Source organism: Paenibacillus auburnensis, assembly GCF_927798115.1.
Taxonomy (GTDB): Bacteria; Bacillota; Bacilli; order Paenibacillales; family Paenibacillaceae; genus Paenibacillus_AQ; species Paenibacillus_AQ auburnensis.
The window spans coordinates 187,773-204,576 of record NZ_CAKMMG010000008.1 but is presented as its reverse complement, the minus strand read 5'-3'; the positions used below and the strand labels follow the sequence as shown (position 1 = coordinate 204,576).

The following is a 16,804-nucleotide window of genomic DNA, read 5'->3' as shown; positions in this document are numbered from 1 at the left end:
CGTTCTTCCTATAACCACTATCCGCCATGAGAACGCAGATAAGGCTGACTTCCCGCACTAAGCCGTGCATCACAGGAATCAGCCTTTTAGCATTTTTTATTATAACGCATGGGTTCTGAAAAATCAGCTTGCAGCTCCCGCTATTGAATTAGCGGCAGGGAAATGACAAAACGGGTCCCTTCGTTAACTCTGCTGCTGACAGAAATGCAGCCACCATGATTCTTGATAATCCGGTCACTAACGGACAGCCCGAGCCCCGTCCCGTTTTCCTTCGTTGTAAAGAATGGATTAAACAATCTGTCGAGTGTGCAGAGATCCATCCCTTTTCCGTTATCAGAAATAAAGATGCGGACCTCTGCACCTTCTCTGCGGGCCCCAACTTCAATCTTGCCTATATAATCATCCGAGCGCTCTGTAATCGCTTCCATAGCATTTCTTATCATATTCAGCACTACCTGTTTCATTTGCTTGGCATCACCGGAAATGATCATATCGCCTTGAAGCGGATGGAGATTAATTTGGCAGCCCTTCATTAAGGCTTCACTCTCCGTAAGCAATACAACCTCTTTCAGTAATGCCGACACAGGAATCATGCTGACTTGGGGAACAGAAGGTTTAGATGACGTCAGAAATTCGTGAATAATGTCATTAGCGCGGTCAATCTCGGCCAGAATGATCTTGGCGTATTCCTCTTTACCCAGCTGATGCAGATGCGGATGCAGTAATTGGATAAATCCGCGAATAGCTGTCAGAGGATTACGAATCTCATGGGCGATTGAAGCGGATAATTTGCCCAGCATGGCCAGGCTATCGTTCTGATAAGCGGTCTGCTCAATCAGCTTATAATCGGAAATCTCTTTAAGGATAAATAAATAGCTTCCCTTCATTTGCTCGCCTGAGCGCAGGGTAGCCCGCCAATAACGGCCATATTCATCTATGAATTCATAAGTAGGTTTGTTTTTTCTCACCATTTCCCGGTAAGCTCGCAGCACCTGCTTTCTTTTTAACCGGCTTAACTGAATATTCGCCAGCAGATGAGTCATTGTGCAGCCTAGGAGTGAATGACGAGCTAATTCAAGGAAAGCATACATCTGTTTATTTACAAAAACCAGAACCCCTTCTTCGTCAAAAAGCATAATTCCGCTCTCAATGTGCTCTAGCACATCTTCATATGTGGTGTTCATTGATACAGATTGAAACATTCTTGCCGGCAAAAGCAAGCTTTCCTGATATTGGCTTATCACGATACGAAGTTCCCCCTTTTACTGCATTTGGCGTAGACGCTTAAGCGACATCAAATTACTATGTAAATGAGTATATGACGAAGCCGCCAGAACATTCGGAAATCGTATTATATTATCCAACCGTTTCAACTATATTCCAATCATATCCAAGAGAAGAAGACAACGCAATCAGAGAAACTGTCGAATGACAAAAAACTTACTAAAATGATTCTTAAGGCATACTAAATATTATTACTAATGGAATAAGCCTCCTATAGCGCTGCCTTAGGTTGCATTTCCCTGCAAAATTCCCGACACAGTGGGATTTCCATGGAAGTATATCCAGATCCTTGTCGGGGATCCCGAATATATACTATCTGATATGTCAAAAAAGCCTTCGCAGCAGTTGCGAAGGCTTTGGTAACAGACTATATCCGGAACTTATTTTGCATTAAAATAATGACCTTACGCTTTTTGCTGGAGGCGATGGCGCCGCTGACTCATTACTGCGAGGCGCTTCTTAAGCTCGCGCTCCCATTTGCTGTCCCCAATCTGCTTGGCTACGCCCAGCAGGTCAAGAGCCATATCAATCTGACTGCGAACAATCGCCAGCGGATCTTCGCTCTCCATATTAATGACATTCTCGAAGATTGCCTCTTCGTCTTCCATTACATAATCCTGAAAATCAACGTCGCTAACTCCATCGCCATGAGCATATTCCGCCAGAATCTCATACTCGTTCTCGACTTTGTAATGTACCTCTACCCGGTGGCAGACCGGGCAAAAAAGCAGGGGAACATTATGGACTTGCGTGCGATAATGTTTAAGGGTTCCCTTCGTTCCGACCATACTCGCTCCACAGCAAAAGCTCATTTTTGTTCACCCTCCTTGGGTATGTTCCATTGATTTCGTATTATTGTATTACAATAACCTGCTGGAGATTCCTCTCCTTTTAGGCTATATATTAACCGCTCCGCCTATTTTTAAACGACATTACTGCCAGAAACTGGTGTTTTGTTGCAAAAAACCCCCTCGCTGGGAAATCTTCCCGCAAGGAGGTTTTCATCATTCTCTCAAAGAGCAGACAGCCCTTACAGGTTCTTGTCGCCCGGTTTCCAGTTCATAGCGCACAGACCGCCTGATTGCAGAGCCTGAAGCACACGGAGTGTTTCTTCAACGCTGCGGCCTACATCATTATGGTTAACCACTTCATATTTCAGTTCGCCTTCAGGATCGATGATGAACAATCCGCGAAGGGCTACACCTTCTTCTTCGATCAGAACGCCGTAATCACTTGCAACCTTCTTCGTGATGTCCGAAGCCAGCGGGAAGTTTACTGGGCCCAGGCCGTTCATGTCTCTTGGTGTAGTGATCCATGCTTTGTGGCTGTGGATGGAGTCAATGCTCACGCCGAGAATCTCAGTATCGAGTGCCGCGAAGTCAGCTGCTGCATCACTAAGTGCTGTAATTTCTGTAGGACATACAAAGGTGAAGTCGAGCGGATAAAAGAAGAATACAAGCCATTTGCCGCGATAGTCGGACAAGCTTACCTTACCAAAATCTTTACCGTCGCCCGTAACTGTTTCCATTGTGAAGTCCGGGGCTTGTTTACCTACCAAACGTTCTGCCATTGCTTAAATCCTCCTTTGATTATGTAAGAAAAACAACCACTCATAACAGCCCTTAAGGGAGCTGAGGCAATGTGCTTTTCTTGATTAAATGTGTTGGTCACTTACTTATTGCTATAGACCAAATGGTATCATCGCACCAAATCAAAGTCAATATTACACTCATTACTTTTTTATAATTATTATAAATAAGCAACATTTTGTGAAGTTTTTTGTTTTTCTGCGTCAAAGGAGGACTGCAGTGGTAGATTTACGCTTTACGGATTGCGGCAACGATCAGATCGCCCATTTCAGTCGTGCTGATGGCTTTACTCTTATCCACAGCAATGTCACTGGTGCGGTGTCCGGCATCCAGTACTTCTGCTACAGCGGCCTCAATTGCCGCAGCGGCGTCCTCGTAGCCAAAGGTCATGCGGAACATGAGCGCCAGCGACAGGATGGTCGCAATCGGGTTAGCCAGGCCCTGGCCGGCAATGTCAGGCGCTGAGCCGTGTACCGGCTCATACAAGCCGTAGCTGCCTTCACCCAGCGATGCTGAAGCCAGCATGCCGATCGAGCCAGTCAGCATTGCCGCCTCGTCGCTCAGGATGTCTCCGAACATGTTCTCAGTAACAATGACGTCGAAGCTCGACGGACGGCGCAGCAGCTGCATCGCACAGTTGTCAACCAGCACATGCTCCAGCTCCACCTGCGGATATTCCGGAGCGATTCTGTTGACTACTTCACGCCACAGGCGGGAAGTCTCCAGTACATTCGCTTTGTCTACGCTAGCCAGCTTATTGCGGCGTTTACCGGCGATCTCAAAAGCCTGGCGCACGATGCGCTCCACTTCCGTTACATTGTACACGCAGGTATCAACAGCTTCTTCACCGTGCTCGCCCTGACGGCGAAGCTTCTCACCGAAGTAGATGCCACCGGTCAGCTCACGAACCACCATCAGGTCCGTACCTTCCAGTACTTCCGGTTTCAAGGTAGAAGCATCCTTCAGGCAATCGAACACTACTGCCGGACGCAGATTGGAGAACAGGCCAAGCGCTTTGCGGATACCCAGAAGGCCGGTTTCCGGACGCAGCTCCTTCGGGTTGTTGTCCCATTTCGGTCCGCCGACTGCTCCCAGCAGTACAGCATCCGCACTGCGGCAAATTTCCAGCGTATCTTCCGGCAGCGGAGTTCCCCGCTCATCAATGGCAATTCCGCCAAACAGCGCATGCTCGGTTTCAAAGGTGTAGCCGAACAGCTCCTCTGCTTTTTTCAATATTTTTTCCGCTTCAGCCACAACTTCAGGTCCGATTCCGTCCCCGGCGATTACGGCGATTTTTTTAACCTCGCTCATTTCCGTCACTCCTTAGATGTTCTGCTGCACGCAGACATAGTTCTTCTGTCTATTGTTGTATCATAACGGGGGCCAAAGGACAAAGATATAGATTCTATGAAAGTGATAGGTATTGCCTATAAGATAAGATCAATTCTCCATAAGCTGCGGACCTTTAATACACCGGGCCGGAATTTGCTCTTATTTCTTAAGTTGTTTACAATTAGTATGTTGTTATTAATCTTTGGACGCTACTCAATATCGTAAGGGAGTGATGGTGAAGTGCAGTATACGAAGCTGGGTAAGTCAGGGCTTAAGGTTAGCCGCCTCTGCCTGGGCACGATGAATTTCGGTCCGATTACGGACGAGAAGGAAGCTTTCCGGATTATGGACGCCGCACTGGATGCCGGAGTCAATTTTTTTGATACCGCTAACATTTACGGCTGGGGCGAAAACTCCGGGCTCACAGAGACAATTATCGGACGCTGGTTCAAGCTTGGCGGGGGACGGCGGGAAAAGGTCGTGCTGGCTACTAAGGTCTATGGTGCTATGAGTGATAAGCTTGACGGACCCAATGACGAGAGCGGTCTCTCTTCCTACATTATCCGCCGCCATCTGGAAGGATCCCTGCAACGTCTGCAGACCGATCACATTGAACTGTACCAGATGCACCATGTGGACCGTACAGTGTCCTGGGACGAGCTGTGGGGTGCCTTTGAGCTGGCCGTAAACCAAGGTAAGATCGGTTATGTCGGTTCCAGCAATTTTGCCGGATGGGATATTGCAGTCGCCCAGCAGGAGGCAAAAGCACGCGGGTTCCTGGGGCTGGTATCGGAGCAGCATAAGTACAGCCTGACCTGCCGTCTGCCTGAATTAGAAGTGCTGCCTGCATCTCAGAATCTCGGCCTTGGCGTTATTCCTTGGAGCCCGCTTGACGGTGGACTACTCGGCCGAAATGCACTTAAGAAAATTGAGGGCAGCCGCAGCGGAGGTAATCCGGAGCGTGTAGAACAATATAAACATCAGCTGGAACAATTTGCGGATTTAAGCCGCGATCTCGGCGAACCGCAGGATAACATCGCCCTTGCCTGGCTGCTTGCTAATCCGGCGGTAACGGCACCGATTATCGGACCGCGCACATTGGAGCAATTGGAAAGTGCACTGCGTTGTCTTGAGGTTGTACTGGATGAAAGCGTACTGAAGCGTCTGGATGAAATCTTCCCGGGTCCGGGCGGTGCCGCTCCGAATGCTTATGCCTGGTAAGCAGTACAGACAAAGTAACCTGGCATAATCTAACACTCATTGACTACAAAAAAGGAGCATTCCCCCGATAATGCTGTGGGAGGAATGCTCCTGCTTTTTATTATTCGGCTGTATCGACTGTTATTGAGCCATTGCTGGTAGATAAGGATACCTGATGAGTTCCTTTTCCTAACACCGCTGTTCCATTATTATCTCCATCGCGTTCCCAATTAACGTTGCCCTTTAGCGATCCGTTGCTCGTATCCGCCTTAATTTTGGCATCCGTTGCTGCCGGCAGATTAACCGTTACTTTACCGTTACTCGAGGAGAAATCCCAGTCGCCAGTAACAGCAGAATTAATACTGATCTTGCCGTTGCTGCTCTTCGCTGATAATGAACCATCAATATTAGTAAGTGTTATTGCGCCATTCGAGCTTACAAGCTTGGTTTCCCCCTGCACATTCTGCACGCTAATGGTCCCATTGCTGGTATGAGCATCGACTCCTCCGTTGATATCATGGATATCGAGAGTCCCGTTGCTGGTGTCCACTTCGAGCCCTGCCTGCAGGCTGACCGCTTCAATGGATCCGTCGCTAGTCTCAACTTCCAAGGCCAGATTCTGCGGAAGACTGACGTTCAAGTACGGCTCTTTGGTATAGATCCCAAAATGAATACCGGATAGCCAATTCGTTTCCAGGTCCAGCTTCAGAATCAGCGTGTCACCTTCCGTTGACACCTTCCATTTCTTCTCCATCGCACTTGCCGCTTCGCTTTCCGAGCTGCCCGGCAATTCGAGCTTGCCCTCGTAATTGAGGGTAGCTCCTTCTACTCCCTGTATCTTCACTTTTCCGCTTGGCAAATCAATCTTTACCTGTTTAATCTCCGGCTTCACTTCCACGGTTCCGCTAAGCGGCGTCAATTGTGTTTTGCCAAAGATTCCGCCCAGTGTTCCCCCGGCCAGTACGGTCTGTCCCCCGCTTGCAGCCACCAGGACGATAATCAGGACAATGGCCCATCCGCTGACACGGGTCTTCACATCCGAACGGAAGAACAGCCGGATCAGCATCTCCATACCGAACAGAATAAGCAGTGCCGGCCACAGATAACCCAAAGTGTCGTATGAAACCACATCAATCTGGGCCAGAACTATGATTACTCCTACTGCGATGCAGCCTAGTGCGGCAGTAAAGCTACCGATTTTCCATCTCCCCATGGCTTTTAATCCCCATTTCTCTATACTTTTGAGTTATTTTTGAGCATTCTAAAGCCGTATCCGATCAGAGCCAGTGACAGCAGGATCGACCCGATATTCATATCGGAGAGGATGCGCCAGAGCCACGGAAACGCTGTAATCAGCAGCAGCATGCAGCCTGCAGCTACACAGCCGATGCCTACCCAAACCGGATTCACATCATCATGCGGATAATCTGGTATATGAGGAGGCATTCCCATACTCCAAGGAGCTCCGAAGCTGTCGGGGTGGAACATCATCCGTTCATGCTCGGCAGCCGCCAACTTCATCCAGGCCGCCTTCTGCAGCGCATCAAACAGCTGGTAGAACCATAGGGCAGCCAGTGCGAACGGGAATACCATTGGCATGGACGGGATGAACATAATACACATCGAGGCTCCGATCATGTATTGCAGACCCAGCTTTTTGAACCCCAAATATAAATGCCCAAGTCCCGGAACCAGTGCCAGGAAAAAGGTAAGCCAGCGTTTTTTCTTAATCATCCTATATCCTCCTAAAAGTTTTGTGAGCATTCCTTCTGTGACTACGCTTCGTACAAAACTGGCTTCGGAAGCATTCACCAAGTTTTGTAAGTATTACTATTTATAGCTCACTTGGGATTAAACCACGCCGTCACCGAAGTGGACATCTGTCCGTTGATCTCGTTGATTCCATAGGCCAAATTTTCAAAAACACCAAACTGCAGCAGCAGGAAGGTCAAGCCCACAGCAACTCCATAATGCATCCACGAGGTTCCCGGTGCAGTACGGCGTCTGGCCATGGTCGCTTTTGTGGCGCGTTCCCGGCGTCCCGTTTCAAGCTTTTCAATATGTGCCATCACATCTCCGGTAAGATCAGGAAAATCCAGAGGTTCCAGTGTGTCTACTCCATGTTCCATATCGCTCCAAAGTGCAGCAAGCCCTCTAGCTTCCTCCAGCCATGATGAGCAGTCGGGACAAGCTTCAATGTGCAGGCGGATATTCAGCTCCACTTCTGGAGACAGCATGCCTTCGATATAATGTGGCATCCATTCTTTGACTGTAGCACAATTCATCGCCATTCCTCCCCGCTTTTGCGCATCATCTGTCTGGCTCTATAGAGCTGTGATTCAACTGTTTTGACCGAGACACCTTTCTGCTCGGCGATCTCCTGATAGGAGTGACGCTGAAAATAATACAGCTGCACGACCGACCGGTACGGTTCTGTGAGACTGTTTAAATTCTGGTCCAGCTCCTCCGAGGCTTCCTTGCGGAGCGCAACATGCTCCGGTGTCTGTGAGGTGACCCAGTCATTTTCCGTATAATCTGCTGTACTGCGGTGCCGCCACTCTCTGTCATTCGCCCGTTTCCAGTCCAGACAGGTCCTGTAAGCAATCCGGTACAGCCAGGTGGAGAATGAGGATTGTCCCCTGAAGGAGGGGAGCGCCTTGTAGGCTTTTATGAAGACTTCCTGGGCCATATCCTTGGCCGACTCGGCTTCTCCCGTAATTTTGATGCATACTCTGTATACCATGCCCTGATAACGGGTTACCAAATGCCCAAAGGCTTGGCTTTGGCCGCTAAGCGCAGCTGAAATCCATTCTGCCTCTTCCAAGTAGTTCTCCCCTCCTTCTTCATAACGTTAGACGCCGGTGATTCATATCCCCCTGCAATTAATTCATATTTTTTTGTTCCAGGTAATTTCAAACCCTCTATTCTCTATCCTACATCAAGAATATACGGTTGTAGAAGGGATGCTCCCTGAGTTTGTCGAACTAAATTAACACTATGACAAAGAAAAAACTTATTGCGGTAATCGTACTTTTTCTAATGGGAATTACAGGTCTGCGCTTTTTGTGGATCAGCATTCATCCGCTCCCGCTTCCCCTTAAGGCCGTTCAAGGTGTTCTTGATTTGCGTGATACCCCGTTTTCAGACGACAAAATTTACAGTCTGAGAGGCGAGTGGGAAATCTATCCCGGTAAGCTGCTTCCTTCCGGCAGCCGTGCCCGTTCTGCCCCCTCTCCGGGGACGAATCCGAGCTATATTCAAGTCCCGGGCAGCTGGAAAGGAGCGATGAAGCAGGAACAGGAAACTTACAGGTATGCATCCTATCGTCTACGAATTCTGACGAAGCAGCCGGATCAGCGGATTGGAATCATTCTTCCCAAAATAAATTCTTCCTCAGCCCTTTATGTAAACGGCAAAATAGAAGGTCACTCAGGCATCCCTGCTGAAACAGCGCAAGAATACACCGCCCGGGCTGTCCCTTATCCAGTATATTTCAACGCTGTCGAAGGTGAAACTGAACTGGTACTGCAGGTGGCCGACTTTGACACCGACTCAGGTGGGATTCTGCGGCCGGTTTTGTTCGGAAATAGTCAGACCATACATAAGGAGCGCTTGCTTACCATCGGAATGGAGCTTGCCGTCTGCATCGTGCTGCTGCTTCATGCCGCTTATGCCGTCATTCTATACCTAATCATCCCGCGTCATAAGGTATTACTGTATTTCACGCTGATGGTGGTCTTTGCCACATTCAGCATTTTGTCGGATGACGACAGATTGTTAATGCTCTGGCTGCCAATCAGCAACGGCTGGTCGCTCAAACTCTTGCGGCTGGCTTTTTTGGGAACGTTTTTTTTCATGCTGCTTCTTGCCAAACAGCTGTTGTTTCCGAATGAGCGCTTTAAGTGGATGCGGATATTGGCCATTATTACCTTATTATTTGGAGGTTTGCTGATTTCCGTTCCCAGCAGCAGTACTCTCTTTTCGGTACTGAGCCATCAATACGGACATCTGCTACTGTCTTTGGCTGTGGGTATTTTTATCATCATCTACAAGTCCTTCATACGAAATGAGGAAGGGACGATCTTTCTGCTGCTGGCTATAACCAGTATCATCAGCAGCACCATATGGGGATCTATCAAGAACAATAGCACACTTGGGCTCAGCTTCTATCCCTTTGATCTGATTTTTGCCTTTTTAGCCTTTGCCACTTTCTGGTTCCGCCGCTTCTTCTGGAATGCGGAGCAGACAGCCAAGCTGGCCGTAAGCCTACAGCGGTCAATCAAGCAAAAGGATGACTTTCTGGCCAATACCTCACATGAGCTGCAAAATCCGCTTCACGGCATTATAAATATTGCCGAAGCGGTACTGTCCAGCGAAAAGAGCACGCTGCACGAGCAGAATGCCGAGGATCTTAGACTGCTTATTACCGTCGGCCGCCGCATGTCCCTCCTGCTCAACGATCTGCTGGATCTGTCACAGCTTCGCGAGCACAATATCCAATTGAAGCTGGAAAGCCTCCGTATTCAATCTGCGGCTTCCGGAGTGATGGACATGCTGCGCTTTATGACTGGGGATAAACCCCTCGAGCTAAAGATGGATATTCCAGACAACTTTCCGAATGTAATAGGAGATGAGAAAAGAGTTATCCAAATTCTGTTCAATCTTTTGCAAAATGCCGTTAAATATACAGAGAAGGGCACTGTCAGTGTGTATGCGGATATTCACCAGCAAACGGCCCGTATTCATATCATGGACACTGGCATCGGTATGGATCAGGAAACACAGCGAAGAGTGTTTGAGCCTTATGAGCAGGGTGATTCCAGTATGACTGCCATGGGGGGCGGTATCGGTCTTGGACTCAGCATCTGCAAAGAGCTGGTTCAGCTGCACGGCGGAAGCTTAAGTGTAGTCTCAAGCCCACAAGAAGGCTCTGTCTTCACATTTACTCTCCAGTTGGCCGGTGAGCCGCAAGAGAGCGTTCTTAAAAACGATGTCATCCTGCACGAATCTGGAGAAGCACCGCTGGTCCCTTATGCGCTGGTTCAGGATCATAACATAGTTGATTCTGATTCACAGTCCAAGTCCAGAGTTCTCGCGGTGGATGATGATCCGGTTAATCTAAAGATACTCACTGCTCTTCTCGCCGATGATTACGAAATTATGACCGTTACCAGTGGGCATGGAGCATTGCTGCTGCTGGATGATGAATCATGGGATCTGGTCATCTCCGACGTAATGATGCCGGGTATGTCCGGGTATGAGCTTACCCGGCGGATCCGTGAACGTTACTCGGTCACAGAACTTCCGGTTCTGCTTCTTACGGCCCGCAACCAGCCGCAGGATATCTATACCGGGTTCGTCTCCGGGGCCAATGACTATGTAAGCAAGCCGGTAAATGCGATGGAATTGCAGATGCGGGTTCGTTTTTTAACCGATTTGAAACAATCCGTCTCCCGTCAGCTCCGAGTGGAGGCCGCTTATCTGCAGGCACAAATTCAGCCGCATTTTCTATTCAACACCTTAAATTCCATTTCCGCGCTGGCCTCCTTTGATTCAGAAAGAATGAGTGATTTAATTGATGCCTTTAGCTCCTACTTGCGGTTAAGCTTTAATTTCCTTAATGCTGAGCCTCTAGTGCCGTTAGAACGTGAGCTGGAGCTGGTTAGGGCATATCTGTATATCGAAAAGGAACGTTTTGATGACCGTCTGGAAACCACCTGGTCTATCGAGCCGGATCTGCATTTCCTGCTTCCTCCGCTAACGATTCAGCCTCTTGTTGAGAATGCGGTCAGACACGGAATTTTGAACCGCGCCAAAGGCGGCCGGGTAGAAATCTCCGTCAGGAAGCACAGCGAGGGTTATAAAGTCACCATTGCCGACAATGGCATTGGCATCCGTGCAGAGGTTCTGTCCCAATTGCTAACCGGACCACTGGAACCCGGGCGGGGGATCGGACTGCAGAACACTCATAAACGGCTGATGCGAATGTATGGCCGTGGACTAACTATCGAAAGCACAGTTCTTAAAGGGACTATAATCAGCTTCATTATTCCATTCAGCAAGTCGCAGGCTTCTCCGGGAGCAAAGAATATTTATTGAGGTGGTGGAATCAGTTATGATTCAAGCCCTGCTAGTCGATGACGAACGGCTGGCGCTTATGAAATTGCAGCTGATGCTGGAAGAACTGGGCACAGTTACGGTTACCGGTGCTTTTACAGACCCGAGCGAAGCCCTAAGTGCAGCACCAAGCCTAGACCCTGATGTAATCTTTCTGGATATTGAAATGCCTGAAATTAACGGTATGCAGGCGGCCGAGCTTATGCAGAATCTTTGTCCCGGGGCAAGTATAGTGTTTGTAACCGCCTATAATGATTATGCTGTGGACGCTTTTGAGCTGAATGCCCTAGATTACGTGCTGAAGCCTGTGCGCCGTGACCGTTTGCAAAAGACGTTGCAGCGCCTGGAATCAGCCAAAGCCCAAGTAACGCTGGGGAACCCCTCCAAGCTGATGCTCCGCTGTATGCAATCCATTCGCTTTGAGCTCGATGGCCAGCCGTTACAGAGCATCCGCTGGCGCACCTTAAAGGCCCAGGAAGTATTCGCCTATTTGCTCCATAACCGGAACCGCTTGATCAGCAAGGATTATCTGATTGAATGGCTATGGCCTGAATTGGATGTTAAAAAAGCCTCCACCCTTCTCTACACTACGATTTATCAAGTGCGGCAATGCCTGAAGCAGGCGGGAATTGAGCTCCAGATCAACAGTGCAAATGAAGGCTATGTACTCGAAACGGGAGGCTTGCTGATTGATACTGTCGAATGGGAAAAGGGGATTCTTGCACTGCCTGAAGTTAACGAAAAAAATTATACAGCGCATGTGCAGCTATTAGATTTCTATTCCGGCGATTATTTAGGGGATTATGGCTACATATGGGCAGAAAGCGAGCGTCAGCGTCTGCGTGCCATCTGGCTGCAACGAGCTACCGGTCTGGCTGAATTTTTTGTCAGCAGCGGTAAGCTTCCTGCAGCTGTTACAACCTATCAGCGCATCGTTCTGCTCCAGCCTTATTTCGAGCAGGCCCATCTGGACCTGATGAAGGTCTATGACAGCATGGGGGATCGTATAGCGGTAGAACAGCAATATAATACGCTGTGCAATCTGCTGAACCGTGAGCTGAACATCGAGCTGCCGTCCCATATCATAGACTGGTACGAGAACTGGAAGCATATTAATCTCAGCATATAACACCAAAGACACCCGGAAGCTCCGGGTGTCTTTGGTGTAATCCGGCACTAATGCCGATTACTACTACCTATTTTGTGCGTGTCTTGAATCTTCTGGCGAGAACAAGACCCAGGGCAATTAGACCTCCGCCTGTCAGATAAAGCGGTAGCGGACTGCTCTCCCCGGTCTGCGGAAGCTTTCCGGGTAGTGTACCGTCTGGGTTATCGGCTGTATCGGTAACCGTACCTTTCGGTACATCATCAATCGCTACCTCAATAACAACCTCTTCTTCATTCCCGTCTTCATCCGTTACAACAATCGTGAATTCATCTTTTCCAATGTAGCCGGAATCCGGTGTATACGTCCATTTTCCGTCTGGAGTAATCGTAACCGTCCCGTGATCCGGCTCGTCTCCTAGGCTCGGAATGCCGCCCAGCGGGATCTCGCCTTCAATAGGAATATCAACAATTGTAGTTGCCTGTGTGGCCTGCGGGGCAGCAGGAGTGCTGCTAACCGCAGGCTGGCCCGGTGTGGCTGCAGGTGTTGCTGTGGGTGTTGCTGATGCCGGCACAGGTGTAACTGAAGCCGTAGGCGTTGCTGTACTAATGACTACCGGTGTCGCAGAGGCTGAAGGCGTAGGCAGCGAACCCGGCAGTGAGGGTGGTGTTACCGCAGGCGTCGGTGCTGCCGTTGTTGTCGATGTCGGCGTTGCTGTTGCTGCCGGCGGGTCCGTCTCTGCCGGTGGTTCCGTCTCTGCCGGTGGTTCTGTCGCTGCAGGCGTTGCCGTCGCTGTCGGCGTTGCTGTCGACGTTGGTGTTACTGTCGCTGTTGCTGTTGCTGTTGCTGTTGCTGTTGCTGTTGCTGTTGAGGTTGGTGTTACTGTCGGTGTCGGTGTCGTTACCGGCGTTGGTGTTGCTGTCTTATTATCCGTCACCGTCATTGTTGTTTCTGTTGTTGAGTTGAAGTTTACAGCAAACTTAGTCGGATTGAGATCATACCCGGCTGGTGCAGTGACTTCCTGAAGCACATAGTTTCCGGGCCAGAGATTTTTGAAGGATACAGTTCCGCTGGCATCCGTTGTCAGCTGATTAAAGAGTACTTCCGCCGAACCCGATTTACGGTACAGTGCAAAGGTAGCCCCGCTCAGCAGCGCCTGATCCGCCGCATCTTTTTTCATCACATTTAATGTCTTGCGGGTTCCTGTCCCCACTCCGTCAGCACTCGATAGAGCCACCGTTATCTCTTTGCTGCTTTGTTTGGTAATAGTGGTCGAATTATTGCCGGTGAGCCGCACACTGTTGGATATTTTATCATTGTTGTTGGCCACAATCAGTGACTCATATTCAAGAATGTAGGCCTTCTCGATATCCGTTTTAAAAATAAGCACGAACTGCTGTTTTCCGGTATTCTCATCCGTACTGATGACCAGATCATAATCTGTTCCTTTCACCAGCGGTGTTGTCACCTTAGTGATATCACCCCCAGCATTAACAGTTGTCGGATACAGCTTAAATGAATCGGATAGCAGAATCTGATTGTCACTAGGATCATCTGTCACTTTTGCATCTTCAATGAAAGACTGGCTGTAGTTGATATGAATTGCCCACTTTATTCGGGTGTTGCTCTGTACTCCGCTCTTAGTCACGAATTCTCCAGCTTTAGGAATCGTCAGCGAAGCGGTCAAATCCTTGGATTCAGGGGTTGTGCCGCTGTACAGATTGGCGGTATTGACAAGGGTCGGTGACTCAACGAGCTGCCCCAGCAGGTTTGTTTTGAAAATGATGTAGTAGGCTGAATTAATATTATGCTTAAAATCCACCTGCAGCAGCTTACTGCTCTCTGTATAGGTCACGGTATAATCTGTGCCCAGCGTAAGCTTTGTGCCTTGGGAGGGAGAGCCGCTTTTGGCAACAGTCAGATTGTAGACCTCCACAGAGCCTGGCACATACTGCTGATTGCTCTGCAGCACATCCGTTACATTGGCATCAGCCAGTGGTTGACGGTTATAGTTAACGCCTAAGGTCCAAGTGATCTCCTTATTCACCGCGTTGTAATCGCCGCTCTTGAAGCCGTTCGCTTTTTCCGAAGTATTCGGATCGAAGGCTGCGGTTACTGTCTTAGTCTTCACTGTTGTAGTACCTGGATCTTTCCAGTTCACTGTAGCCTTGTTCTCGAACTTAGCTGCTGTGCTCAACCAGTTGTAGCTAAGCCAGTTGTTATCAAAATACGTATCATAAGTAATGGTATACGGCCCTGTAATCTGTGAGCTGAACACCACGTCAAAGCCGGCAGTTTCATCCAGATTTTGAATAGCAAAGCCTGTGTTGATCGTAGCGGAACCTTTCCTGACTACAATCGACTCGGGCACTATTTTAAGTCCTTTGTACGTAAATACATCCTTAACCACCACATCATTCATCGGATAGCTGTCAGCATTTAAGGTTACTGACCATGAGACGGTTTTGGTAAGGTAGTTGTAATCCGCTACTTTTTTGCTGATGATAACCTGACCGATGTCCCGGGTACCTGTTACGGTTGTGGCCCCGGAAGTAGCCGAATTCGTGATTGTCGCATTATCTTCCACACGGTTCACGGCTTTAGTCTGATATTTAATTTTGTAAGCGCCGCTGATATCGCTGGTAAACGCAAGCTCGAATCCATTCTGCCCGCTGACCGGGACCGAAGGCGCATTCACTGCATAATTAGTAGCTTCTGTTGTTCCTACCGTGCCACTGGAGCTGGTCAGGAAATTAACCGGGAACACTTGCAGGGAGCCGGGCACCAGCTCTTGTGTGTTATTGAAGTAATCCTTCAGAACAGCATCTGCCTGGGCAATCTGCAGCTCATTGTAGTTGTAATCAATCTCCCAGTAAGTAACCTGTGTCGCCGAATTATAACTGGTGGACGTCTTCTTTAAAAAGTTGCCCTGTGATACGTTCACCGTGGCTGTAGCTGTAACCGCCGCCTGATTAGAACCACTAAAGGCTGCACTATTTGTAAAGCTCGTCTTGGCAGCATCCGTGATGTCCGTAGTGAATTGGATACGGTATGCCCCCGTAATCGATGAATCATTAAAAGCCACATTCAGCTTACCGGCAGGTGTCGTTACAACATATCGTGAAATATCAAGCTCCGCTCCCTGCGTTACGGAACCATCCAGCTTCACATTCAGGTTATACACCTTAACGTCCAGCGGGTTCACCAGCGACAGGCCGGCAGGAATGGTATCGCTAACCGTTGCCCCTTGGACACTCGACAGCACTTTGTTCACGTCTACAGTCCAAATAATCTGTTTGGCGTTCAGGTTATCCTTGTTGGAGCCGGTTGGAACTCCGTTCTTGGCAATGGTAGAGGTGACCTCCGGAATAAACGTAAGCGTCACCGTCTGATTGCCTCCGTTGATCGGGAACACAATTTGCTGGACGGTCGTTTCCGTAAATTTGGTTTTATCGAACTTCGTACTGATAGTAAAAGACCCGTGCACACCAAAATAGTGCTCAATATCATCGTTAAAGGTCATCACAACTTTATTCGGACTTCCCTTCAGGACATCAAAATGACCCAGCGGAACGCCGTCGAATATCAGAGGAGTTCCATTTATGTCACTTGCAAGCACAAACTTGTCGGGCAGCTCAAAGCTGTATGTATCACCACCCTTATAGGTTGAATCCGGAAGCTCCCAATTATAGGTAAGTTTCACTTCAGCCCCCTGCTTATATACAACTTCTGTTACAGGGACGCCGTTATCATACACCGCCATGGTTACACTGGTGATGATATTGTCGGATATTTCCGCAGCATTGACCTGGGTGCTGAAACCATAGCTGTAAGCCCCTTGTATGAAAATGAGAAGTAAGCTAAGTATGACCGCCATTCTTTTTTTATACATTTCCGGTTATCTCCTTTTTCTCCGAATAATCTGTCAGGCTTAACTGTACTCTTCGCGCATGAACAATTTCTGAACAGCCTATGTATAATTGGTTAGATTTCTTGTTTTTTTCACAAAAAAGTCAAAGTCTCGAGGGATTTTATAATAGTTAACTTTCTTCATGGTAACCAAAGTCACTGATAAGACAGGGAACAGCATTTGATGAACCAATAGCGAAGATACGCAAATTTATAAATAATTCCAAATACGATGCACAAAAAAAGCCATCCCTTCAGCAGAGGGGAC

Annotated in this window: 12 protein-coding genes; 3 read left to right on the top strand and 9 right to left on the bottom strand. The window is 48.6% G+C overall.

The window, feature by feature from the left end; translation table 11 throughout:
- Positions 1 to 140: 140 nt before the first annotated feature.
- From L6H70_RS22460 to leuB, 4 genes are all read right to left on the bottom strand, one after another.
- Positions 141 to 1,244 (bottom strand): ATP-binding protein, encoded by a 1,104-nt coding sequence (locus tag L6H70_RS22460; RefSeq protein WP_236336381.1) that lies wholly within the window; start codon positions 1,242 to 1,244, stop codon positions 141 to 143.
- A gap of 444 nt (positions 1,245 to 1,688) precedes the next feature.
- Positions 1,689 to 2,096 carry a hypothetical protein gene (locus tag L6H70_RS22455; RefSeq protein ID WP_054939362.1) on the bottom strand — a complete coding sequence of 136 codons (408 nt, stop codon included), beginning with the start codon at positions 2,094 to 2,096 and terminating at the stop codon, positions 1,689 to 1,691.
- A 218-nt stretch (positions 2,097 to 2,314) separates the two neighbouring features.
- Entirely contained in the window at positions 2,315 to 2,854 is a 540-nt protein-coding gene (locus tag L6H70_RS22450; protein WP_236336380.1) for a peroxiredoxin, read from the bottom strand.
- A gap of 247 nt (positions 2,855 to 3,101) precedes the next feature.
- Positions 3,102 to 4,184 (bottom strand): 3-isopropylmalate dehydrogenase, encoded by a 1,083-nt coding sequence (gene leuB / locus L6H70_RS22445; protein ID WP_236336378.1) that lies wholly within the window; start codon positions 4,182 to 4,184, stop codon positions 3,102 to 3,104.
- 261 nt (positions 4,185 to 4,445) lie between these two features.
- On the opposite strand from leuB, the gene L6H70_RS22440 reads away from it, so the two are divergent.
- On the top strand, positions 4,446 to 5,426 hold the full coding sequence (locus L6H70_RS22440) for an aldo/keto reductase (protein WP_236336377.1): 981 nt from the start codon (positions 4,446 to 4,448) through the stop codon (positions 5,424 to 5,426).
- 100 nt (positions 5,427 to 5,526) lie between these two features.
- Here L6H70_RS22440 and L6H70_RS22435 read toward each other — a convergent pair whose 3' ends face one another.
- From L6H70_RS22435 to L6H70_RS22420, 4 genes are all read right to left on the bottom strand, one after another.
- A complete protein-coding gene (locus L6H70_RS22435; RefSeq protein ID WP_236336376.1) occupies positions 5,527 to 6,618 on the bottom strand; it encodes a DUF4097 family beta strand repeat-containing protein in 1,092 nt (363 codons plus the stop codon).
- Positions 6,619 to 6,638: 20 nt separating this feature from the next.
- Positions 6,639 to 7,139: a hypothetical protein gene (locus L6H70_RS22430; RefSeq protein ID WP_236336375.1), complete on the bottom strand. Its 501-nt coding sequence runs from the start codon at positions 7,137 to 7,139 to the stop codon at positions 6,639 to 6,641.
- Between the two features lie 107 nt (positions 7,140 to 7,246).
- Positions 7,247 to 7,690, bottom strand: coding sequence for a zf-HC2 domain-containing protein (locus tag L6H70_RS22425; RefSeq protein ID WP_236336374.1), 444 nt, complete (start codon positions 7,688 to 7,690; stop codon positions 7,247 to 7,249).
- On the bottom strand, positions 7,687 to 8,229 hold the full coding sequence (locus L6H70_RS22420; protein ID WP_236336373.1) for an RNA polymerase sigma factor: 543 nt from the start codon (positions 8,227 to 8,229) through the stop codon (positions 7,687 to 7,689). The genes L6H70_RS22425 and L6H70_RS22420 overlap by 4 nt, the downstream gene beginning before the upstream one ends.
- Before the next feature lie 173 nt (positions 8,230 to 8,402).
- On the opposite strand from L6H70_RS22420, the gene L6H70_RS22415 reads away from it, so the two are divergent.
- Entirely contained in the window at positions 8,403 to 11,504 is a 3,102-nt protein-coding gene (locus tag L6H70_RS22415) for an ATP-binding response regulator (protein WP_236336372.1), read from the top strand.
- A 16-nt stretch (positions 11,505 to 11,520) separates the two neighbouring features.
- Entirely contained in the window at positions 11,521 to 12,651 is a 1,131-nt protein-coding gene (locus L6H70_RS22410) for a response regulator (protein ID WP_236336371.1), read from the top strand.
- A gap of 67 nt (positions 12,652 to 12,718) precedes the next feature.
- Here the strand turns inward: L6H70_RS22410 and L6H70_RS22405 are convergent, their stop codons facing one another.
- Positions 12,719 to 16,519 (bottom strand): collagen binding domain-containing protein, encoded by a 3,801-nt coding sequence (locus L6H70_RS22405; RefSeq protein WP_236336370.1) that lies wholly within the window; start codon positions 16,517 to 16,519, stop codon positions 12,719 to 12,721.
- Positions 16,520 to 16,804 lie beyond the last annotated feature (285 nt).

Coding starts and splice junctions, on each gene's coding strand:
- L6H70_RS22455 (WP_054939362.1), bottom strand. CDS start 2,096: ATGAGCTTTTGCTGTGGAGCGAGTATGGTCGGAACGAAGGGAACCCTT.
- L6H70_RS22450 (WP_236336380.1), bottom strand. CDS start 2,854: ATGGCAGAACGTTTGGTAGGTAAACAAGCCCCGGACTTCACAATGGAA.
- leuB (WP_236336378.1), bottom strand. CDS start 4,184: ATGAGCGAGGTTAAAAAAATCGCCGTAATCGCCGGGGACGGAATCGGA.
- L6H70_RS22435 (WP_236336376.1), bottom strand. CDS start 6,618: ATGGGGAGATGGAAAATCGGTAGCTTTACTGCCGCACTAGGCTGCATC.
- L6H70_RS22430 (WP_236336375.1), bottom strand. CDS start 7,139: ATGATTAAGAAAAAACGCTGGCTTACCTTTTTCCTGGCACTGGTTCCG.
- L6H70_RS22425 (WP_236336374.1), bottom strand. CDS start 7,690: ATGAATTGTGCTACAGTCAAAGAATGGATGCCACATTATATCGAAGGC.
- L6H70_RS22415 (WP_236336372.1), top strand. CDS start 8,403: ATGACAAAGAAAAAACTTATTGCGGTAATCGTACTTTTTCTAATGGGA.
- L6H70_RS22410 (WP_236336371.1), top strand. CDS start 11,521: ATGATTCAAGCCCTGCTAGTCGATGACGAACGGCTGGCGCTTATGAAA.
- L6H70_RS22405 (WP_236336370.1), bottom strand. CDS start 16,519: ATGTATAAAAAAAGAATGGCGGTCATACTTAGCTTACTTCTCATTTTC.